The organism is Pseudomonas sp. S11P7 (genome assembly GCF_023195435.1).
In the GTDB taxonomy this organism is placed as follows: Bacteria; Pseudomonadota; Gammaproteobacteria; order Pseudomonadales; family Pseudomonadaceae; genus Aquipseudomonas; species Aquipseudomonas fluorescens_G.
Genome location: NZ_JALPKS020000002.1, coordinates 3482094 through 3505161 on the forward strand (window position 1 = coordinate 3482094; position 23068 = coordinate 3505161).

Below are 23068 nucleotides of genomic sequence, written 5' to 3' on the forward strand. Positions count from 1 at the left end.
ACTGATCGTTCCCACGCTCTGCGTGGGAATGCAACCCGTGACGCTCCGCGTCACTGGACGCGGAGCGTCCCAAGAGGCATTCCCACGCGGAGCGTGGGAACGATCATCCCCAGTGGTGTTTACCCCGGGGGATTTTTGTTGCCGGTCAGGGAGCTATCGCTGGCAAGCCAGCTCCCACAGGGTTTTGTGAGGCTCACACAATCTGTGATACGCCGCAAAACCTGTGGGAGCTGGCTTGCCAGCGATTGGAGCGACTCGGTTCAACTCAGAGCTTGGCGCTCGAACGCCCCGGCTTCTTGGTCTGCAACAAATGCGAGAACACCGCATGCAGGTCATCCGACGCGCCTTCCTCGTCGAGGTTGAGCTTGCTGTCGATGTGATCCATGTGGTGCATCATCAGGTTCACCGCCAGTTCGCCGTCGCGTTTTTCGATCGCGTCGATCAACTGGGTGTGTTCATCGTACGAACAGTGCGAACGGTTGCCGCTTTCGTATTGGGCGATGATCAGCGATGTCTGCGAAACCAGGCTGCGCTGGAAGCTGATCAATGGCGCGTTCATCGCCGCTTCCGCCAGCTTCAGATGAAACTCACCCGAGAGGCGAATACCGGCGCCGCGATCACCGCGCGAGAAGCTGTCGCGTTCGTCATTGACCATCTGCCGCAGCTCGGCGATCTGCTCGGCCGTGGCGTGCTGCACCGCCAGTTCAGTGATCGCACGCTCGACCAGACGCCGTGCGAGAAACACCTGACGTGCTTCCTCAACGCTCGGGCTGGCGACCACCGCGCCACGGTTGGGCCGCAACAACACCACGCCTTCATGGGCCAGACGCGACAGCGCACGGCGAATGATGGTACGGCTGACCCCGAAGATTTCCCCTAGCGCTTCTTCGCTCAACTTGGTGCCGGGCGCCAGACGCTGCTCGAGGATCGCCTCGAAGATATGCGCGTAGACAATATCGTCCTGGGTTCCGCTGCGCCCGGCTTTGCCTGCTCGCGGTTGTTTCTTGAGGGGTTGCAACTGTTCGTTCATGGGCACTCGGGTCGGAAGAACTGCGGCGAATAGACCGTGACTGTAATACGGCACAGTAGGTCGCTGGCAAGTATCGCGTAAAAAACAGCGCGATTGTACACAATGAATGGTGGCAACACGACTGTACGGCTGTTTGCGACTTCGGCTGTATTGCAACGATCCGTCCGGTTTGAGTTTAGGCTTGATCGCAGAATCCGCTGCACGCCGGTGATCCCGGTGGGAGCGAGCCTGCTCGCGAAAGCCATTTCACATTCACTATGAATGCTGACTGACACTCCGTTTTCGCGAGCAGGCTCGCTCCTACAGGGGCTCTGTGCTGTGGCGGGGATCTCCATTGGTATAAGGAACACCACCGTCATGACCGACGCCACCCACGCCCGCTTGCGGCCCCTCGCCGACACCACACCGTCCGCCATCGTCGCCGGCTTCATTGCGATGATGACCGGTTACACCAGTTCGCTGGTGCTGATGTTTCAGGCCGGGCAAGCGGCGGGCCTGACCAGCGGGCAGATTTCCTCGTGGATCTGGGCGATCTCGATCGGCATGGCGGTGTGCTCGATCGGCCTGTCGCTGCGTTATCGCACGCCGATCACCATCGCCTGGTCGACACCCGGCGCTGCACTGTTGATCACCAGCCTCGGCGGCGTGAGCTACGGCGAGGCAATCGGCGCCTACATCACCTGCGCAGTGCTGGTAACCATTTGCGGCCTGACCGGCAGCTTCGAACGGCTGGTAAAAAAGATCCCCGCCTCACTGGCCGCGGCATTGCTGGCCGGGATCCTGTTCAAGATCGGCAGCGAAATCTTCGTCGCTGCGCAGCACCGTACCGGGCTGGTGCTGGGGATGTTCTTCACTTATCTGCTGGTCAAACGCCTGTCGCCACGCTATGCCGTGCTCGCGGCGCTGCTGATCGGCACCGCGCTGTCGGGCTTCATGGGGCTGCTTGATTTCAGCGGCTTTCATCTGGAAGTGGCCACCCCGGTGTGGACCACGCCGCACTTCTCCCTGGCCGCTACCATCAGCATCGGCATTCCGCTGTTCGTGGTCGCCATGACCTCACAGAACATGCCCGGCGTCGCCGTCCTGCGCGCCGACGGCTACAACGTCCCGGCCTCGCCGCTGATCACCACCACCGGCATCGCCTCGCTGCTGCTGGCGCCGTTCGGCTCCCACGGGATCAACCTCGCCGCCATCAGCGCCGCCATCTGCACCGGCCCGCACGCCCACGAAGATCGCAACAAGCGTTACACCGCTGCCGTCTGGTGCGGAATTTTCTACGGGATTGCCGGGGTGTTCGGCGCAACGTTGGCGGCACTGTTTGCCGCACTGCCGAAAGAGCTGGTGCTGTCGATTGCGGCATTGGCGCTGTTTGGTTCGATCATCAATGGTTTGAGCATTGCGATGACTGAGGTGAAAGAACGTGAGGCGGCGCTGATCACCTTTATGGTTACGGCGTCGGGGCTGACGTTGTTTTCGATTGGGTCGGCGTTCTGGGGGATTGTGGCGGGAGTGCTGACGCTGGTGATCCTCAATTGGCGCAAAGCCTAAGATCAAAAGCCCCTCACCCTAACCCTCTCCCGGGGGAGAGGGGACTGACCGCGTTGAATTCGCAAAATATGCTGACATGGGATACCGAGTCGAACCACATTTTGAAAAGCCCACAGATCGGCTCCCTCTCCCTCTGGGAGAGGGCTGGGGTGAGGGTCTGGCTCAGCGCTGAACCCAAGCCGACCCCCCAAACCCCAGACGAAAAAAAACGGCGACCCTCAGGTCGCCGTTCTTTCAGTATCACTTGGCCGCGTTGATCGGCTTTTCCGGATACCACACGTCCAGCAACGGGCTGACTTCGTACTTGGTCAGCTCGGAGCGGTTTTTCAGCCAGGCTTCAACGGCAGCGCGCTGCTCTTCGTTGACCGAGCCACGCTTCTGCAGGCACACCAGACCGAAGTCATCGCCGCCGACATAACCCAGACCGTTGGCTTCCATGGCTTCTTTGATGAATGATTCGAGGAAAGCGTCAATGGCTTCTTCGGACAAGTCTTCTTTGAAGTCCAGGTTCAGTTCGAAACCCAGCTCTTGAAATTCATCAACGCACAGTTTTTTGCGCAGACGCTGGGAACGGTTAGTCGCCATTGGAACAATCCTCTTAAGTAATAACGGCCGGCACTTTACCAGTTTAAGCCGGCGATTGCCCGACTCTCTGGCCTCTGTGGCCGACCGCCTGTAAAAAATAACGATTTGCAGTGCCCCGACAAGGCACAAGCTGTTACAGCTTGGGGCATAATGCCGACACTTTCATGACCACTGAGGGCTTTTTCATCCATGCCCTCGTTATTTTCCCCCTCGGCTGTAGGGTTTTATTTCATATGATCAAATCGTTGCGTCCATTGCTCCTCGCCGGCCTTCTTCTGCCGCTGGCACTGCCTGTTTCCGCCGCCACCATCAACACCGCCCTCACCCCCAACGTCGAAAAAGCCCTCAAGGCCAGCAAGCTGCAGCCCAGCGCTTTGTCGCTGGTGATGGTGCCGCTGGAAGGTCCGGGCACGCCGACCGTGTTCAACGCCGACGTGTCGGTGAACCCGGCCTCGACGATGAAACTGGTGACCACTTACGCGGCGCTGGAAATGCTCGGCCCCAACCACCAGTGGAAAACCGAGTTCTACACCGATGGCGACCTGAGTGGCGGCATTCTCAATGGCAATCTCTACCTCAAGGGTGGCGGCGATCCGAAGCTGAACATGGAAAAGCTCTGGCTGCTGATGCGCGACCTGCGCGCCAACGGCGTGACTCAGATCACCGGGGATCTGGTGCTCGACCGCAACTTCTTCATCCAGCCGCAACTGCCGGAATTCAACGACGACGGCAATGACGACAACAAGCCGTTTCTGGTCAAACCCGACTCGCTGCTGGTCAACCTCAAGGCGCTGCGCTTCGTCGCACGCAACGACGGTGGCCGCGTGCTGATTTCCGTTGAGCCACCGATCGCCAGCATCCATATCCAGAACACCGTCAAGGCGCTGCCATCCAAGCAGTGCACCGGCGGCGTGCGCTACAACCCGGTGCCGCAGGCTGACGGCAGCGTCAACGTGACCGTCGCCGGGCAGTTGGGCGAAGGTTGCAGCTCGCAGACCTACCTGTCGCTGCTCGATCACGCCACCTACACCGCAGGTGCCGTGCGGGCGATCTGGAAAGAACTGGGTGGGAGCATCCAGGGCCAGGATCGTCTGGCCTCGACGCCGGGCAATGCCAAGCTGCTGGCGCGCGCCTATTCGCCGGACCTCGCCGAGATCATCCGCGACATCAACAAATACAGTAACAACACCATGGCCCAACAGCTGTTCCTCAGCCTCGGCCAGCGTTTTCGCAACGAAGCCGACGGTGACGACGCCAAGGCCGCGCAACGGGTAGTACGCCAGTGGCTGGCGAAGAAAGGCATTACCGCGCCGCATCTGGTGATGGAAAACGGCTCCGGCCTGTCTCGCGCCGAACGTGTCAGCGCCCGTGAAATGGCAAGCATGCTGCAAGCCGCTTGGCACAGCCCGTATGCCGCCGAATACATCAGCTCGATGCCGATCGCCGGTACCGACGGCACCATGCGCAAACGGCTGAAGACCACCGCCATGCGCGGTGAAGCGCACATCAAGACCGGTACGTTGAACACCGTGCGGGCAATTGCCGGGTTCAGCCGTGATGTGAACGGCAACACCTGGGCGGTGGTGGCGATTCTGAATGACAAGGCACCGTTCGGCGCATCGTCGGTGCTCGATCAGGTGCTACTGGACCTGTACAAACAGCCGAAGCTGCCGCAGACCGCTTCGGTGCTGTAACGCAATCCAAGCCACACCACAAAACCCGGTGGGAGCTGGCTTGCCAGCGATAGCGGACTGTCAGTCACCGAATATGCTGACAGGAATGACCCTATCGCTGGCAAGCCAGCTCCCACGGGTTTGTGGTGTATCGAGCATCAGCGGCTCAGTTCATCTGCCGCTCAACCCGATCCCGCCCCTTCTGCTTCGCCGCATACACGCCCGAGTCTGCCCTCAGCAACAACGCATCCGCGCCCTCCCCGGTCGCCAGCTGGCGATGCCGAAACTCGCCGTGACCACGCCAACCACATCCAGCGGCGCACTGCGCAGGCCTTCCCAGAGTTCCATCGCCAGCATGTAAGCGTGTTCGCCGTCGATGTCCGGGCACAGCACCATGAACTCCTCGCCGCCCAGACGGCAGAACACATCGGTGCGGCGCAAACGATGGCCAATCCGTTCGCACACTGCTTGCAACACTCGGTCGCCAACGGCGTGGCCGTAATGGTCGTTGATGCGCTTGAAGTGATCGATATCGAGCATGATCACCGACAACTCGCCACCGCCGCGCTCGACCCGGGCCATTTCGGTGGTCAGGCGTTCCTGGAAGTAGCGGCGATTGTAAATGCCGGTCAGTGAGTCGGTGATCGACAACGCGCGCAGTTCTTCTTCCACGCGTTTGAGGTCGGAAATGTCCGAGATGTAGCCGTGCCACAACACGCCTCCGCCCGGCTGCTCCTCGGGCGTCGCTTCACCGCGTACCCAGCGCAGGCCGCGCTCGGGCAGTTGCACGCGGTACTCTTCGCGCCACGGGCTGAGGCTTTCGGCCGAGGCGCGAATCGAGGAGCGCACACGGGTCACGTCCTGTGGATGAATGCGGGTGAAGATCGCCTCAGCGTTGAACAGCAGCACGTCCGGCTCCAGTTCGTAGATCTCGCGGATACCGTCGCTGGCGTAAATCACACTGAAACGCCCATCGAATTCCATCTTGAACTGGTAGATGCCACCGGGCACATGGGCGCTGAGCTTCTTTAGCAGTACATCGCGCGCGGCGAGCACTTCGTGCACGCGCTTGCGCTCGGTGATGTCGATGCAGATCGCCAGATGCCCGACCCACAAACCCTGCTCATCGAGCACCGGGGTGGCGAGCATATTCACCGGCAGGTGACTGCCGTCGCTGCGCACCAGCGTCCATTCGCGGGCCTCGTGACCGCCGACTTCTCCGCCCTCGACCAGCATGGCATGGCAGGTCGGAATGCTTTTGCCGTAACGCGCGCTCAGCTCGGCCGCGCGGGCGGCCAGTTCGCGGGGCAAGTGCAGGTTTTCCAGAGTCATGCGGCCGACGACTTCGGCGCTGCTGTAGCCGAGCATCTGCTCGGCGCCGGGGTTGAAGGTATTGATCACACCGCGCAAGTCCGTGGCGATGATTGCCACCTGAGTGGCCGCGTTGAGCACTCCGCGCAACTGGCCGTGGGTGCCGCGCAGTTCCTGTTCGCTGGCGTGCAGTTCCTGAGTGCGCAGCTCAACCAGGCGCAAGGCGCGCTGGCGCTGGCTGACCAGCACGTAGAGCAACGCGCTGAGCAACAGACTGAGCAAGCTGCCCAGCACAACCACGCTGCTGACTGACGAGTGATTGGCCTGCATGAACCCTTCGCTCGGCAGGATATCGACCTGATAGTCATGATCGGCCATGCGCACCAGTCGCGTGGTCGCCAGATCGCTCGGCACCGCTTGATTGCTCGACTCGAACAGCACCTCATGCTGGTCCTGGGTCGACAGATCAAGGATGCGCACCGAGAGATAATCATGCAGCGCATCCGGCAAGCCGTCGGCGAGCAACTGACGCATGCTGATCACCGCCATCACATAGCCGAACGGTTGTGCCTCGCCAGGGCGTATCACCGGTGCGAGTAGCAATACACCGCGCGCATAGGACGGTTCTATACCGACCAGGTGCATCGGTTGCGACACCACCAGGCTGCGCAGTTGGTCGGCACGTTGCAGGGTTTCTCGGCGCAATGGCTGGGCGAGCAAGTCATAGCCCAGCGGCGCCGGCAGTCGGCTCTGCGTCTGGGTGTACAGCACCGGCACGTATTCATCGCGCGGCGCCGCCAGTTGCAGTTCGCCGTTTGCGTCCAGCTCACGCAGGGTGAATGTGCTCAGGCCTTCGTCACGCACACGCTGCTCGAACAGCGCACGTTCGGCGCCGCTGATTCTTGGGGCATAGGTATAGGCTTGGGTGCGCAGCAATAACGGTCGGGTGTAACCGTCGAATTCGGCACGGGAAACTGATTCGGAATTGGCGAAGAACCGCCGCAGGCTATCGAGGCGTTGTTCCTGATCCTGAAAGCGTTCTTCGATGCGGCTGTAGCGTTCGTTGGCCAGCAATTGGAAGCGCTGACGCAATTGTTGTTGAAACTGGTTGTAACTGGCCCAGGCGAGCAGCCCCGTGAGAATCCCGCCGGCGAGCAATACCAGCATCGCGACCAGCCAGGCCGAGACGTCTTCACTGATAAAGCCCAGTATCTTCGGGCGCACGGGGTGCAACGACATAAAGACCACTCACTGCGCGAGCATTACGGGAAAACCCCATTGACCGTGTGTGAGTTATAGCTATTAGCCACTAATTTAGCTAGCGCGGGCAGATCCGCGGAGCCTTTTAAAATCAAGGCTCTGAGGATCCAATCCCGGCAGGCGTCAACGAGCCGTGATTTTCCAGGCGCGGTGGATCTTGGTATTGCGGGCGAAGTCCGGATCAATGGTCTGTGCGCTGATTTCCTCGACCGCGTAACGCTCGGCGAGGTTTTCTTCCAATTGAAACTTGCGGAAGTTGTTGGAGAAATACAGCACCCCGCCCGGTGCCAGACGCGCCATGGCCAGATCGATCAACTGCACCTGATCACGCTGCACGTCGAAGATGCCTTCCATGCGCTTGGAGTTGGAAAAGGTCGGCGGGTCGATGAAAATCAGGTCGTACTCGTCACGACTGCTTTCCAGCCAGGCCATCACGTCGCCCTGCTCCAGACGGTTCTTGTCCGAGAAACCGTTCAGCGACAGGTTGCGGCGCGCCCAGTCCAGGTAGGTTTTCGACAGGTCGACGCTGGTGGTGCTGCGCGCGCCGCCCTTGGCCGCGTGCACGCTGGCGGTCGCGGTGTAGCAGAACAGATTGAGGAAGCGCTTGCCGGCGGCCTCTTTCTGAATGCGCATGCGCATCGGCCGGTGATCAAGGAACAGGCCGGTGTCGAGGTAGTCGGTGAGGTTGACCAGCAGCTTCACCCCGCCTTCATTGACCTCGACAAACTTGCCCTGTGCCGCCTGACGCTCGTACTGCTTGGTGCCGCTTTGACGTTCGCGACGCTTGACCACCACGCGGCTCTTGTCGACGTTCAGCGCCTGCGGAATCGCTGCCAGCGCGTCGAACATGCGCGCCGAGGCCTTTTCCGGGTCGATGGATTTCGGCGCGGCGTATTCCTGGACGTGCACCCAGTCGTGGTACAGGTCGATGGCCATCGCATATTCCGGCATGTCGGCATCGTAGACGCGGTAGCAATCGATGCCTTCGCGCTTGACCCACTTGCCCATGGCCTTGAGGTTTTTCTGCAGGCGGTTGGCGAACATCTGCCCGCCTTCGCTCAAGCGCGGCTGTTCGATCACCGGTGCCGGGGCTGGGGTCGGCTTGATCGGGTTGCCGTTCTTGTTGAACTTGCGTTCCTGCGGCTCGTCCGGGGTCTGATCGTAGGCCGCTTGCTCGCGCTCGGCCTGACGCTGTTCCGGGGTTCGCCGCTCGCCGGTGACGAACTGATCTGGCAGGACCTTGATCAACAGCAGCTTGCACGGCAGCGCGCCGTTCCAGAACGAATACTGTTTGTGGCTGCGGATGCCCATGCGCTTGCCCAGATCCGGGGCGCCGGTGAACACCGCCGCCTCCCAGTTCAGGCAGGCCTGACGCAGACGCTCGCCGAGGTTCTGGTAGAGGTACAACAGGCTGGCTTCGTCACCGAGACGCTCGCCGTACGGCGGGTTGCAGATGACAAGGCCTTTCTGGTGCTGGTCCGGACGCGGTTCGAAGGTCGCGACTTCGCCCTGATAGATCTTGATCCACTCGCTCAGACCGGCGCGCTCAACGTTGTTGCGGCCCGGCTGGATCAAGCGTGGATCGGCTTCGTAACCGCGAATCCACAGCGGCGGCTTGGCCAGACCGGCCGCAGCGCGTTCAACGGCTTCTTCGTGGAGTTTTTTCCACAACGCCGGAACGTGGCCGAGCCAGGCGGTGAAGCCCCATTGCTCACGGCGCAGGTTCGGCGCCATATCGGCGGCGATCATCGCCGCTTCGACGAGGAACGTGCCGACACCGCACATCGGGTCAGCCAGTGCGCCACCTTCGGCAGCAATGCGCGGCCAGCCGGAACGGATCAGGATGGCGGCCGCGAGGTTTTCCTTCAGCGGCGCCGCGCCCTGCTGCAAGCGATAGCCGCGCTGGTGCAGGCTGTGGCCGGAGAGGTCGAGGGAGAGGATCGCTTCGCCGCGATCCAGACGCAGGTGAATGCGCAGGTCCGGGTTGAGCTTGTCGATCGACGGGCGGTCGCCCTGCGGCGTGCGCAGCTTGTCGACGATGGCGTCTTTGACTTTCAAGGCGCCGAAGTGGGTGTTGTCGATGCCCGAGCCGTGGCCGCTGAATTCAACGGCCAGAGTGCCGTCGCTGAGCATGTGGTCTTGCCAGTCGATGTCGAGCACGCCGTGATACAGGTCTTCGGCGTCTTTCATCGGGAAGCGCTTGAGCACCAGCAACACACGGTTGGCCAGACGCGACCAGAGGCACAGGCGATAGGCGGTTTCCATGGTCGCTATGCCACGCACGGCGGAGGTGTGCTCGCGCGCTTCTTCAAGGCCAAGCCCGACGGCTTCCTCGATGAGCAGGCCTTCAAGGCCTTTGGGGCAAGTGAGGAAGAGTTCGAAACGGTCGGACATGGTGATTTCCAGAGCCTTTGGCTAGTGGATCGGCAACGCATTGCCGATCCGGTTTTCAATCAGGCGCTTTTCTGAAAGAGCGCCCGCGTGGCACGAAGGTGTGCCGTTCCATCCCCGCTGCTCGGGTTAAAAGAGCTTAGATGCCGGGACAGATAAAAAAGTTGAAGCAACAAAATGTCTCGAAGTGACCCTTCGTCGCTTATTACCTGAGCGCAAACGTGGGTCATTCTCACTAAAGAATTAACCCCATCATCCAGCGCGGCGCCGATCATACCGGGGTTTGCTCAAGAATCGTTCAATTAATACGCGGTTACTTATTGCCATAGCATCCTTTCCGTTACGTGCTTATGACAAAACGGTCATTCCCTCGCTGTGACTCATTGGTTAGAACTGCATACAGGTTGACGTCGCAACGGCGTCAACACCTTGGCTCGCCACGCCGGCAGCGAGCCGCACCATGGCAGGTTTTTTCTGCCAGACCTCAATTGAGGTCAACGCGACACTACAGTCAACAAGTGAGGGAAACACCCTATGAGAAGACTTAAGCGTGATCCGTTGGAAAGAGCGTTTTTGCGCGGATATCAATATGGCGTTGGTGGCAAATCCCGTGAGCTTTGCCCATTTACTCTACCGTCGGTACGTCAAGCCTGGATCAACGGCTGGCGAGAAGGACGCGGCGACAACTGGGACGGTATGACCGGCACTGCGGGAATCCACAGACTCAACGAACTTCACGCCGTCGGCTGACACAGGGCATTTATTCCGACACGACAATCTGAATCTGTAACGAATTAACCACGCACGTCCCTCCCGGACGGCGGGCTACGGCCCAGGGGCTCCTTCGAGGAGCCCTTTTTATTGCCTGCGAAATCATTGAGCTGAACAGATAGCCTGTGGGAGCGAGCCTGCTCGCGAAGGCGGTGTACCAGACCCAATAATGTGACTGACATACCGCTTTCGCGAGCAGGCTCGCTCCTACAAGGGATCACCGTGGTGTCAGATGGCTCAGCGCAGTGCGGCGATGGCGTCGACCGCTTCGCGAATCAGCGCCGGGCCCTTGTAGATGAAGCCCGAATAAATCTGCACCAGACTCGCACCCGCCTCGATCTTCTCGGCCGCGTGCTTGCCTTCGGTGATCCCGCCAGCGGCAATGATCGGCAAACGCCCGGCCAGCTCACCCGCCAGCACCTTCACGGTGTGGGTGCTCTTCTCGCGCACCGGTGCGCCGGACAGACCGCCCGCCTCGTCGCCATGCTCCATGCCTTCAACGCCGACCCGGCTGAGGGTGGTGTTGGTGGCGATCACCGCGTCCATGCCGGTGTCGATCAACGCCTGCGCCACCTGCACGGTTTCTTCGTCAGTCATGTCCGGGGCGATCTTGATCGCCAGCGGCACATGTTTGCCGTGGCGCAGCGCCAGTTCGGCGCGGCGCGTGGCCAGGTTCGCCAGCAGCTGTTTGAGCGAATCACCGAACTGCAGGCTGCGCAGGCCCGGGGTGTTTGGCGAGCTGACGTTGACCGTCACGTAGCTGGCGTGGGCATAGACCTTGTCGAGGCAGATCAGGTAATCGTCGACCGCTCGTTCAACCGGCGTGTCGAAGTTCTTGCCGATGTTGATGCCCAGCACGCCCTTGTATTTCGCTGCAGCGACGCGCGCCAGCAGGTTGTCGACGCCGAGGTTGTTGAAACCCATGCGATTGATGATCGCCTCGGCTTCCGGCAGGCGGAAAATCCGTGGTTTCGGATTACCCGGTTGGGCGCGCGGGGTCACGGTGCCGATTTCGACAAAGCCAAAACCCAGTTGTGCGAAACCATCGATGGCCGCGCCGTTCTTGTCCAGACCCGCCGCCAGCCCGACCGGGTTGGCAAACTCCAGGCCCATGACGGTCACCGGCACCTGCGCCGGCGCCTTGCACAGCAAGCCGTTGAGGCCCAAACGCCCACCCGCGCCGATCAGATCCAGCGACAGATCGTGGGAGGTTTCCGGGGAAAGTTTGAACAACAGCTGACGGGCCAGGGTGTACATGGGCGGCGATGACTCGGGCGGCGAAAAGAGGCGGCGATTATAGCCGGGCATCGCCCTGCGGCGCGAGGCGCACGCGCAAATCGCGCCGGCTGGCATATGCCTTGCACTTTCCCGGTTATCAACTCGCCGGCCAATGACGGCAGACGAGCACGGACAATGGCGTCGTCGACGGGATTTGCCTGGGCAAAGTCCGCGGCGGCGCTTTTTTTTCGAGGTGGCGGTATATGAATGAACTGACGGCCGGGCCACTGGCCTGGGTCAATGGCAGCGATGCGCCGGAAAAGAGCGCGATCAACCTCGGCTTCATGGCCCTGAGCGACTGCGCCTCGGTCGTCGTCGCGGCCACGCAGGGCTTTGCCCAGCCTTACGGCCTGACCCTGAACCTCAAGCGCCAGGCCTCGTGGGCCAACCTGCGCGACAACCTGGTGAGCGGCGAACTCGACGCCGCGCACAGTTTGTACGGCTTGATCTACGCCGTGCACCTGGGCATCGGCGGTGTCGCACCGACCGACATGGCGGTGCTGATGGGCCTCAATCAGAACGGCCAAAGCCTGAACCTGTCGCGAGGTCTGCAAAACCTCGGCGTGAACAGTCCTGAAGCGCTCGACCGCCACGTGCACCAAAGCCGCGCAAAACTGACCTTCGCCCAGACCTTCCCCACCGGCACCCATGCGATGTGGCTGTATTACTGGCTGGCGAGCCAAGGCATTCATCCGTTGCAGGACGTCGACAGTGTGGTGGTGCCGCCGCCGCAAATGGTCGCGCACCTGCAAGCCGGGCGCATCGACGGTTTTTGCGTCGGCGAGCCGTGGGCCGCCAGCGCGGTGCAGCAGGACCTCGGTTTCACCCTTGCCACCAGCCAGACCATCTGGCCCGATCACCCGGAAAAAGTCCTCGGTTGCACCCGTGAATTCGTCGAGCAATACCCGAATACCGCGCGGGCCTTGGTGATGGCGATTCTCGAGGCCAGCCGCTTCATCGAAGCCAGCCCGGAAAATCGTCGCAGCACCGCGCACCTGCTCAGCGCGGCGGAATATCTCGATGCGCCGGTGGCGTGCATCGAACCGCGTTTTCTCGGCGACTATGCCGACGGCCTCGGCAATCGCTGGCAAGACCCGCACGCGCTGCGCTTTCACGGCCATGGCGAGGTCAACTTGCCGTACCTTTCCGACGGCATGTGGTTCATGACCCAGTTCCGCCGCTGGGGTCTGCTGCGCAGCGACCCGGACTACCTCGCCGTGGCGCGTCAGGTGCAGCAATTGCAGCTGTATCGTGATGCCGCAACGGCAGTTGGCGTGGCCGCCTGGGGCACCGACATGCGCAGCAGCCAGTTGCTCGACGGCAAGGTCTGGGACGGCAGCGATCCGGCCGGCTATGCGCGTAGCTTCAAGCTGCACGCGCTGAGCGACGACGCTCCCCTGCTTGCCCAGCGCTGACCGGAGGCCGCGAACATGTTGCGCATTCTGCTGATCAACGACACCGCGAAAAAAGTCGGCCGTCTGAAGGCCGCGTTGACCGAGGCCGGTTTCGAGGTGATCGACGAGTCCGGTCTGACCATCGACCTGCCTGCACGCGTCGAAACGGTGCGCCCGGACGTGATCCTGATCGATACCGAGTCACCAAGCCGCGATGTCATGGAGCAAGTGGTGCTGGTCAGCCGCGACCAGCCACGGCCGATCGTGATGTTTACCGATGAACATGACCCAACGGTGATGCGCCAGGCGATCAAGTCCGGGGTCAGCGCCTACATCGTCGAGGGCATCCACGCCCAGCGCCTGCAGCCGATTCTCGACGTGGCGATGGCGCGCTTCGAAAGCGACCAGGCCTTGCGCGCGCAGTTGCAGGCACGGGACCAGCAACTGGCCGAGCGCAAGCGCATCGAACTGGCCAAGGGTTTGTTGATGAAGATGAAGGATTGCAATGAAGAAGAGGCTTACACGCTAATGCGGCGCCAGGCCATGAGCCGGCAGCAGAAGCTGATACAGGTGGCGGAGCAGATAATTGCGATGAGCGAGTTGCTGGGCTGAAATCTTCGTTGCAAATCAAGAGCTCCTCACCCTAGCCCTCTCCCGGAGGGAGAGGGGACCGACCGCGCTGTCTTGCGCTGTCCGCCGACCTGAACGACCGAGTCGATTATGGATTCACTCGAAATCGTTCAGATCGGCAAATCACTCGGCCATCCCCGCTCGGTTCCCTCTCCCTCTGGGAGAGGGCTAGGGTGAGGGGCTTTTGATCTTTCCCTGTTGGCACAAATCTCGCTATGTAAACGCACAGGTAACCAACGGCGGTTGCCCCACCCACGACAAAGACGTCGCTCACCCCATTCGCTCAATCGCGAATCCGGTAGCGGCGTTTTTGCGTTTTGGCCCCACAGACCGGGGCCGGTGGTGCGGCCGTGCAGGCGCTCCACCTGCTGTGCATGACTCCCGAGACTCTTATCAGCTGAGGTGCGCGATGAATTCAAGCTTCTGGAAATCCGGCCACACCCCGACATTGTTCGCGGCCTTTCTGTATTTCGACCTGAGCTTCATGGTCTGGTACCTGCTCGGCCCACTGGCGGTGCAGATTGCCACCGACCTGCAACTGACCACCCAACAACGCGGCCTGGTCGTCGCCACGCCGATTCTCGCCGGCGCGGTGCTGCGCTTCATTATGGGCATGCTGGCTGATCGGCTATCGCCGAAAACCGCCGGGCTGATCGGCCAGGTCATCGTCATCTGCGCACTGTTCGGTGCGTGGAAACTCGGTATTCACAGTTATGAACAGGCGCTGATCCTCGGCCTGTTCCTCGGCATGGCCGGCGCCTCGTTCGCCGTGGCCCTGCCGCTGGCCTCGCAATGGTATCCGCCAGAGCATCAGGGCAAAGCCATGGGCATTGCCGGTGCGGGCAACTCCGGCACGGTGTTCGCCGCACTGCTCGCGCCAGTGATTGCCGCCGCGTTCGGCTGGAGCAATGTCTTTGGTTTCGCCCTGATCCCGCTGATGCTGACGTTGATGCTGTTTGCCTTGCTGGCGAAAAACGCCCCGCAGCGGCCGAAACCAAAAGCCATGGCCGATTACTTCAAAGCCCTCGGCGACCGTGACAGCTGGTGGTTCATGTTTTTCTACAGCGTGACCTTCGGCGGCTTCATCGGTCTGGCCAGCGCCCTGCCCGGCTACTTCAACGATCAATACGGTCTGAGCCCGGTCACCGCCGGTTACTACACCGCCGCCTGCGTGTTCGGCGGCAGCCTGATGCGCCCATTGGGTGGCGCGCTGGCGGATCGCTTCGGTGGCATCCGCACCTTGCTGGCGATGTACACCGTCGCTGCCATCTGCATCGCCGCCGTCGGCTTCAACCTGCCAAGTTCCTACGCCGCGCTGGCGCTTTTCGTCTGCACCATGCTCGGTCTGGGCGCCGGCAACGGTGCGGTGTTCCAACTGGTGCCACAACGTTTCCGTCTGGAAATCGGTGTAATGACCGGTTTGATCGGCATGGCCGGCGGCATCGGCGGTTTCGCTTTGGCGGCTGGCATGGGCGCGATCAAACAGAGCACCGGCAGCTATCAACTGGCGCTGTGGTTGTTCGCCAGCCTCGGCGTCCTGGCATGGTTTGGCCTGCACGGCGTCAAGCGTCGCTGGAGGACCACCTGGGGTTCGGCAGCGGTGACGGCGGCGCGGGTCTGAGGCGTCGATGGCTCTGCAACTGAGCTTTGCCGAAGCCAGCGCCACTGGCCCGCGCGCGGAGAATCAGGACGCGCTGCGTGCGGTGACGCCGGCGCCAGCGCTGGCCGCAAGCAAAGGTTATCTGTTCGCCATCGCCGACGGCGTCAGCCAGTGCGCCGATGGCGGCCTCGCCGCGCGTTCGACCTTGCAGGCGCTGGCGCTGGACTACTACGCCACGCCGGAAACCTGGAGCGTGGCACAAGCGCTGGATCGTCTGTTACTCGCGCAAAACCGCTGGTTGCAGGCCAATGGCAGTGGGCAACCGCTGCTGACCACGGTCAGTGCGCTGGTGCTGCGCGGTCGGCGCTTCACCCTCGCCCACGTCGGCGATTGCCGGGTGTATCGCTGGCACGCCGACACCTTGCAGCGCATCTCCGAGGATCACGTCTGGGACCAACCGGGCATGCAACATGTGCTCAAGCGCGCGCTGGGCCTGGATCAGCACCTGGTACTGGATTTTCTCGACGGTGAGTTGCAGGAAGGCGAAAGCTTCGTGCTGCTCAGCGATGGCGTCTGGTCGACGCTGGGTGATACCGCGATCGCGGCGATTTTGCGCGATCAACCGGACCTGCCCAACGCCGCACAGACGCTGATCAACGCCGCGCATCTGGCCGGCAGTCAGGACAACGCCAGTGCCTTGCTGGTGCGCGTCGATGCGCTCGGCGAGTCGAGCATTGGCGACGCCTTGATTCATCTGCAGCAATGGCCCTTGCCGCCGCCGCTGAAACCCGGCCAGTCATTCGAAGGCTGGCAAGTGCAAGGCATTGTTGCGCAGAGCCAGCAATCGCTGCTGTATCGGGTCGCCGATGGCCAGGGCCAGTCGTGGTTGTTGAAAACCTTGCCGGCGCGTCTGGAGGATGATCCGCAGGCCGGGCAAGCACTGCTGTCCGAAGAATGGTTTCTCAGGCGCGTCGCCGGTCGGCACTTCCCCGAAGTACATGCCTGCCCGCAGCGCCAGCATCTGTATTACGTGATGCGCGAATACCCCGGAACGACCCTCGCCCAATTATTTCAACAACACGGCCCACTGCCGCTGGCGCAGTGGCAGGACATTGCCGAGCGCTTGCTGCGCGCGGTTGGCCTGCTGCATCGGCGGCAGATACTGCACCGCGACGTCAAGCCGGAAAACCTGCATTGGGGCGATGACGGCGAATTGCGTCTGCTGGACTTCGGCCTCGCCTACTGCCCCGGTCTGTCGCAGGACGCGCCGTCGACGTTGCCGGGAACCCCCAGCTTCATTGCCCCGGAAGCATTTCGCGGTGATTCGCCGAGCGTGCAGCAGGATCTGTATTCGGTCGGCGTAACCCTGTATTACCTGCTCAGCGGACATTTTCCCTACGGCGAGATCGAAGCGTTTCAGCGGCCGCGATTTGGCGTGCCGGTGAGCGCCAGTCGTTTCCGCCCGGATCTGCCGGAATGGCTGGCGCAGAGTCTGGAGCGCGGCGTCGCGGCCGATCCGCAGCAGCGCTTTGAAACGGCGGAGGAATGGTTGCTGCTGCTGGAACAGGGTGAGCGGCGCAGTTTGAGTGTGCGGCCCAGACCTTTGCTGGAGCGCGAGCCGTTGAAGGTCTGGCGGACCATGGCGTTGGTGGCGTTGTTGGGGAATGTGGTGCTGCTTGTGTTGTTGTTTCACAGTTGAAACCGAGTTGCGGCTATCGCGAGCAGCCTCACTCCTACAAGTTGAAATGCGGTCCCCTGTAGGAGTGAGCCTGCTCGCAATGACGCCAGACGCTGCGCTGCAAATCTTTCCGGTTGAATGCGCCACGAACGAGCAACACGCCTCCAATCGGTGCAAAAACCACCCTTCATATTCAGCCAGCCCCCAATAAACCCGCCACTTCCCAAGTTGGCACAACCACTGCATTACTCCTCTCAACACACACATAAAGCCCAACCTTCAACGACGAAGCTGGGCTCCCCGAGAGAACGGGACCAGGACAAAGGCGTCCTCGCTAGGCAACTAGCGGGACGCCTTTTTTTGTTTGCGCAAAATTTGTCGAGCACGGCCCGACGGCCCACCAGAGGCCCGCCGCAGCTCCCCGGAGAACCTGATGAAGAAACTCAAACTGGTGATGATCGGCAATGGCATGGCCGGGGTTCGCACCCTCGAAGAACTGCTGAAACTGAGCAACGAGCTGTACGACATCACGGTCTTCGGCGCCGAACCGCACACCAACTACAACCGCATCCTGCTGTCGCCGGTGCTGGCCGGTGAGCAGACCTTCGAAGAGATCGTGCTCAACGACCTCGACTGGTACCTGGAAAACAACATCAAGCTGCTGCTCAACCGCAAAGTGGTGGAGATCGACCGGGTCAAACGCCGGGTGATCGCCGAGGATGGCAGCGAAGCCGAATACGATCGCCTGCTGATCGCCACCGGCTCGACGCCGTTCATCCTGCCGATTCCTGGCAACACCCTGCAGGGCGTGATCGGTTACCGTGACATTGCCGACACCCAGGCGATGATCGACACCGCCAAAACCCACAAGCACGCCGTGGTCATCGGCGGGGGCCTGCTCGGCCTCGAAGCGGCCAATGGCCTGATGCTGCGCGGCATGCACGTCACCGTGGTGCACCTCGGTGAATGGCTGCTGGAGCGACAACTGGACAAGACCAGCGGCCAGCTTCTGCAATCGGCACTGGAATCGCGCGGCCTGCATTTCCGCCTGTGCGAACAGACCCAGGCCCTGCACGACGCTGGCAATGGCCGGGTCGGCTCGGTGCAGTTCAAGAACGGCGACATCATCCCCGCCGATCTGGTGGTCATGGCCGCTGGCATCCGCCCCAACACCGAACTGGCGGAAAAGGCCGGCATCCCGTGCAACCGCGGGATTCTCGTCAACGACACCCTGCAAACCTACGACCCGCGTATCTACGCGATCGGCGAATGCGCCAGCCACCGCGGCATCGCCTACGGTCTGGTCGCGCCGCTGTTCGAACAGGCCAAGGTCTGCGCCAACCACCTCGCGCAACTGGGCTTCGCTCGCTATCAGGGCTCGGTGACCTCGACCAAACTCAAAGTCACCGGCATCGACCTGTTCTCCGCCGGCGACTTCATGGGCGGCGAAGGCACCGAAACCATCACCCTCTCCGACCCGATTGGCGGTGTGTACAAAAAACTGGTGATCAAGGATGACGTGCTGGTCGGCGCCTGTCTGTACGGCGATACGGCAGATGGTGGTTGGTATTTCCGGCAGATTCGTGAGAATCACGCCATCGGTGAGATCCGCGATCACTTGATGTTCGGCGAAAACGCTTTAGGCGACGTAGGACATCAGGGCCAGGACAAAGCCATGGTCATGGCCGACAGCGCCGAGGTCTGCGGTTGCAACGGGGTGTGCAAAGGCACCATCGTCAAAGCGATTCAGGAACACGGCCTGTTCAGCGTCGATGAAGTGAAGAAACACACCAAGGCTGCCAGCTCCTGCGGTTCCTGCGCTGGCCTGGTCGAGCAGATCCTGATCAACACGGTCGGCGGCGCGGCAGACGTCAAACCGAAAAGCGAAAAAGCCATTTGCGGTTGCAGCGACCTCAATCACGGGCAGATCCGCCAGGCGATACGCCAGGAGCATCTGCTGACCATCGCCGACACCATGAGCTACCTGAACTGGCGCACGCCGAACGGCTGTGCGACCTGCCGCCCGGCGCTCAACTACTACCTGATTTCCACCTGGCCGGGCGAAGCCAGGGACGATCCGCAATCGCGCCTGATCAACGAACGCGCCCACGCCAACATTCAAAAGGACGGCACCTATTCGGTGGTGCCACGGATGTGGGGCGGCGTGACCAATCCTTCGGAGCTGCGGCGAATTGCCGATGTGGCTGACAAATACAACGTGCCGATGGTCAAGGTCACTGGCGGTCAGCGCATCGACTTGCTCGGCATCAAAAAGCAGGACCTGCCCGGCGTGTGGAAAGACCTCGACATGCCGTCCGGCCACGCCTACGGCAAATCCATCCGCACGGTGAAGACTTGCGTTGGCAGCGAGTTCTGCCGCTTCGGCACGCAGAATTCGACGCAACTGGGCATCGACCTCGAGCACGACCTGTTCAACATGTGGTCGCCGCACAAGGTCAAACTTGCGGTCTCCGGCTGCCCGCGCAATTGCTCGGAAGCGGGCATCAAGGACGTAGGAATCATCGGCGTCGATTCCGGCTGGGAGATGTACATCGGCGGCAACGGCGGGATCAAAACCGAAGTCGCCGAGTTCTTCGTCAAACTGAAAACCGCTGATGAAGTGCGCGAATACAACGGCGCGTTCCTGCAGCTGTATCGCGAAGAAGCCTTCTACCTCGAACGCACCGTGCACTACCTGCAACGGGTCGGCATGGAGCACATCAAGAAGAACGTGCTCGAAGACGCCGAGCGTCGCAAAGCCTTGAACGAGCGCCTGCAATTCTCTCTGTCGTTCGAACAGGACCCGTGGAAAGAGCGTCTGGCGCAACCGCAACTGAAGAAAGAATTCGATGTGATCCCTGTGAAAAACCTGGAGGTGCCGGCATGAACTGGCTCGATATCTGTGCCCTCGACGAGATCAACGCGCTTGGCTCGCGGATCATTGCCGGGCCCAAAGGAGACATCGCGATTTTTCGTACCAGCGACGATGAGGTTTTCGCCCTCGACGACCGCTGCCCGCACAAGGGCGGGCCGCTGTCCCAAGGCCTGATCTATGGCAAACGCGTGGCCTGCCCGCTGCACAACTGGCAGATCGACCTCGAATCCGGTGAAGCCCAGGCGCCGGACGTTGGCTGCGCCCATCACCATCCAGCGCGGGTGGAAAACGGTCGGGTGCAATTGGCCCTGCGGGACGCCATCTGATGAACCGCCAGACGACCGCCTCGACCTGCTGCTATTGCGGGGTCGGCTGCGGCGTACTGATCGAGCATGACGGCGAGCGCATCCTCGGCGTCAGCGGCGATCCGGCGCACCCGGCCAACTTCGGCAAACTGTGCAGCAAAGGCTCGACCCTGCACCTGACCGGCGACCTCGCCGCCCGCGCGCTCTATCCGGAGTTGCGCCTGGGCAAAGGCCTGGCGCGCAGCCGCACAGACTGGGACACCGCGCTGGAACATGCGGCCAATGTTTTCGCCGACACCATCGCCGAGCACGGCCCGGACAGCGTGGCGTTCTATATCTCCGGACAGTTGCTCACCGAGGATTATTACGCCTTCAACAAACTGGCGCGGGCGCTGGTCGGCACCAACAACATCGACAGCAACTCACGGCTGTGCATGTCTTCGGCCGTGGTCGGCTACAAACGCAGCCTCGGTGCCGACGCGCCACCGTGCAGTTATGAAGATCTGGAGCTGAGCGATTGCATGATGATCGTCGGCAGTAACATGGCCTACGCCCATCCGGTACTTTTCCGGCGCCTGGAAGACGCCAAAGCGCGGCGTCCGCAGATGAAAGTCATCGTCATCGATCCGCGGCGTACCGACACCTGCGATCTGGCCGACCTGCATCTGGCGATTCTGCCGGGCACCGATGTCGCGCTGTTTCATGGGATTTTGCATCTGCTGCTGTGGGAAGACTGGGTCGACCGCGATTTCATCAAGGCACACACCGAAGGACTGGCCGAGCTGAAGAATCTGGTGCGCGACTACACCCCGCAAATGGTTTCGCAACTGTGCGGGATCAGCGTCGAGCAGTTGCAGCAGTGCGCCGAATGGATCGGTACATCGCCGAGCTTTCTGTCGCTGTGGTGCATGGGCTTGAACCAGTCCACCGCCGGCAGCGCGAAGAACAGCGCGCTGATCAATCTGCACCTGGCCACCGGGCAAATCGGCCGGCCGGGCGCAGGACCTTTCTCCCTGACCGGTCAGCCGAATGCCATGGGCGGGCGTGAAACCGGCAGTCTGTCAAATCTGCTGCCCGGCCACCGCGATGCGACCAACCCGCAGCACCGAGCGGAAGTGGCGGAATATTGGGGCGTGGCAAATTTACCGGAAGCGCCCGGGCTCAGCGCCATCGAACTGTTTGAAAACCTGCGCAGCGGCAAGATCAAGGCGCTGTGGATTGCCTGTACCAACCCGGCGCAATCGATGCCGGACCAAAGCGCGGTGCGCGCGGCCCTTGAGGCGTGCCCGTTCGTGGTGTTGCAGGAAGCGTTTCGCACCACCGAAACCGCCGCCTTCGCTGACCTGTTGCTGCCCGCCGCCAGTTGGGGCGAGAAGGAAGGCTCGGTGACCAACTCCGAGCGGCGCATTTCCCACGTTCGCCAGGCGATTCTCCCACCCGGCGAAGCACGGGCGGACTGGGCGATCACCGTGGATTTCGCCCAGCGGCTGGAGCAACGTCTGCGTGCGCAGCAACCGAGTCTGTTTGCCTTCGCTGAGCCTGCGCAATTGTTCGATGAGTTCAAAGGCCTGACCCGTGGCCGCGATCTCGACCTGTCCGGCATCAGCCATGCGCTGATCGATGAGATCGGCCCGCAACAGTGGCCCTTCCCTGCCGGCGCCCGCCAAGGCACGTCACGCTTGTACGGCGATGGTATTTTTCCTACCGCCAGCGGTCGCGCGCAATTCATCGCCGAGCCGTACCGTGCCGCCAAGGAGCAACGCGACGCGCGTTTCCCGCTGACCCTGCTCACCGGGCGCCTGCGCGATCAGTGGCACGGCATGAGCCGCACCGGCACTGCTGCGCAACTGTTCGGCCATGTCAGCGAAGCGGTGTTGAGCCTGCATCCCGATGAAATGCGCCGGCACCGTCTGCAACCGGGCGATCTGGTCAATCTGAAAAGCCGTCGTGGCGCGGTGATTGTTGCGGTCGGCAGCGATGACAGCGTGCGCCCCGGTCAGGCGTTTTTGCCGATGCACTGGGGCGATCGTTTTCTCAAGGGCGGCGTGAACAACCTGACCCAGCCGGCCTTCGATCCGTTATCAAAACAACCGGAACTGAAACACAGCGGCGTGCGTCTGGAGCCGGTCCATCTGCCGTGGCAGCTTTTCGCTTTGATCGAGGGCGATGTGCAGCGGCATTTCGAGACGCTACGACCGCTCTGCGAGGCGTTTTCCTACGTCAGCCTCAGCCTTGTCGGACGCGAACGTCCGGCGCTGCTGATACGCGCTGCCAGCCACGAGGCGCCGGATGCGCCATTGCTCGCGCAAATCGATCAATGTCTGTCACTGATCGACGGTCCGGTCCTCGCTTACGACGATCCACGCCGCGCCATTGGCAAACGCGTGCGCATCGAGAATGGCCGGATCACCGCGATTCGTCTGGCCGGCGAAACCCTCGCGCAACATTGGTTGCAGGGCTTGTGGCTGGAGGGTCGCGCCGACGAACAACTGCGCCGTTGGCTACTGGCGCCGATGAGTGCGCCGCCGGGCAATACCGGGGTGCAGGTCGCGGCCAATAAAACGCTGTGCAACTGCAAAAACGTCAGCCTCAACGCTGTCTGCGCTGGCATTCGCCAGGGTCTGGATCTGCAGGGTCTGAAAAATCAATTGGGCTGCGGCACGCAATGCGGCTCGTGCGTCCCGGAAATCAAACGCCTGCTGGCCGCCGATGTGCAGCCAGCCGCCGTCATCTGATGAG

14 protein-coding genes and 1 pseudogene are annotated in these 23068 nt (G+C 61.7%); 10 read left to right on the plus strand and 5 right to left on the minus strand.

What is annotated here, in order from left to right; all coding sequences use genetic code 11:
• Window positions 1-265: 265 nt before the first annotated feature.
• Window positions 266-1030 carry a GntR family transcriptional regulator gene (locus M0746_RS15955; RefSeq protein WP_039763010.1) on the minus strand — a complete coding sequence of 255 codons (765 nt, stop codon included), beginning with the start codon at window positions 1028-1030 and terminating at the stop codon, window positions 266-268.
• A gap of 357 nt (window positions 1031-1387) precedes the next feature.
• On the opposite strand from M0746_RS15955, the gene M0746_RS15960 reads away from it, so the two are divergent.
• Complete coding sequence (locus tag M0746_RS15960) at window positions 1388-2578, plus strand: benzoate/H(+) symporter BenE family transporter (RefSeq protein WP_258449877.1); 1191 nt, start codon at window positions 1388-1390, stop codon at window positions 2576-2578.
• Between the two features lie 240 nt (window positions 2579-2818).
• On the opposite strand, the gene M0746_RS15965 is transcribed toward M0746_RS15960, so the two are convergent.
• Complete coding sequence (locus tag M0746_RS15965) at window positions 2819-3163, minus strand: YggL family protein (RefSeq protein ID WP_258449878.1); 345 nt, start codon at window positions 3161-3163, stop codon at window positions 2819-2821.
• 233 nt (window positions 3164-3396) lie between these two features.
• Between M0746_RS15965 and dacB the strand changes: the two genes are divergently transcribed.
• Complete coding sequence (dacB, locus tag M0746_RS15970; protein WP_258449879.1) at window positions 3397-4857, plus strand: D-alanyl-D-alanine carboxypeptidase/D-alanyl-D-alanine endopeptidase; 1461 nt, start codon at window positions 3397-3399, stop codon at window positions 4855-4857.
• Between the two features lie 145 nt (window positions 4858-5002).
• Here dacB and M0746_RS15975 read toward each other — a convergent pair.
• A pseudogene (locus M0746_RS15975) lies at window positions 5003-7386 on the minus strand (sensor domain-containing diguanylate cyclase).
• A gap of 144 nt (window positions 7387-7530) precedes the next feature.
• Window positions 7531-9801 (minus strand): bifunctional 23S rRNA (guanine(2069)-N(7))-methyltransferase RlmK/23S rRNA (guanine(2445)-N(2))-methyltransferase RlmL, encoded by a 2271-nt coding sequence (gene rlmKL / locus M0746_RS15980; protein WP_258449880.1) that lies wholly within the window; start codon window positions 9799-9801, stop codon window positions 7531-7533.
• A 531-nt stretch (window positions 9802-10332) separates the two neighbouring features.
• On the opposite strand from rlmKL, the gene rmf reads away from it, so the two are divergent.
• Complete coding sequence (rmf, locus tag M0746_RS15985) at window positions 10333-10548, plus strand: ribosome modulation factor (RefSeq protein WP_003223300.1); 216 nt, start codon at window positions 10333-10335, stop codon at window positions 10546-10548.
• A 258-nt stretch (window positions 10549-10806) separates the two neighbouring features.
• Here rmf and M0746_RS15990 read toward each other — a convergent pair whose 3' ends face one another.
• Window positions 10807-11826 (minus strand): quinone-dependent dihydroorotate dehydrogenase, encoded by a 1020-nt coding sequence (locus M0746_RS15990; protein WP_258449881.1) that lies wholly within the window; start codon window positions 11824-11826, stop codon window positions 10807-10809.
• Window positions 11827-12050: 224 nt separating this feature from the next.
• Between M0746_RS15990 and M0746_RS15995 the strand changes: the two genes are divergently transcribed.
• The 7 genes from M0746_RS15995 to M0746_RS16025 all read left to right on the plus strand — a co-directional run bounded on the left by M0746_RS15995 (window position 12051) and on the right by M0746_RS16025 (window position 23064).
• Window positions 12051-13262, plus strand: coding sequence for a CmpA/NrtA family ABC transporter substrate-binding protein (locus M0746_RS15995; RefSeq protein ID WP_258449882.1), 1212 nt, complete (start codon window positions 12051-12053; stop codon window positions 13260-13262).
• A gap of 15 nt (window positions 13263-13277) precedes the next feature.
• Window positions 13278-13853 (plus strand): ANTAR domain-containing response regulator, encoded by a 576-nt coding sequence (locus M0746_RS16000; protein WP_093103051.1) that lies wholly within the window; start codon window positions 13278-13280, stop codon window positions 13851-13853.
• A gap of 427 nt (window positions 13854-14280) precedes the next feature.
• Window positions 14281-15492: a nitrate/nitrite transporter gene (locus tag M0746_RS16005; RefSeq protein WP_258449883.1), complete on the plus strand. Its 1212-nt coding sequence runs from the start codon at window positions 14281-14283 to the stop codon at window positions 15490-15492.
• 7 nt (window positions 15493-15499) lie between these two features.
• Complete coding sequence (locus tag M0746_RS16010; RefSeq protein ID WP_258449884.1) at window positions 15500-17170, plus strand: bifunctional protein-serine/threonine kinase/phosphatase; 1671 nt, start codon at window positions 15500-15502, stop codon at window positions 17168-17170.
• Window positions 17171-17582: 412 nt separating this feature from the next.
• Entirely contained in the window at window positions 17583-20036 is a 2454-nt protein-coding gene (gene nirB, locus M0746_RS16015; protein ID WP_258449885.1) for a nitrite reductase large subunit NirB, read from the plus strand.
• Window positions 20033-20350: a nitrite reductase small subunit NirD gene (gene nirD / locus M0746_RS16020; protein WP_090282554.1), complete on the plus strand. Its 318-nt coding sequence runs from the start codon at window positions 20033-20035 to the stop codon at window positions 20348-20350. Before nirB ends, nirD begins: the two co-directional genes overlap by 4 nt.
• Window positions 20350-23064 carry a nitrate reductase gene (locus M0746_RS16025; protein WP_258449886.1) on the plus strand — a complete coding sequence of 905 codons (2715 nt, stop codon included), beginning with the start codon at window positions 20350-20352 and terminating at the stop codon, window positions 23062-23064. The genes nirD and M0746_RS16025 overlap by 1 nt, the downstream gene beginning before the upstream one ends.
• Window positions 23065-23068: the final 4 nt, after the last annotated feature.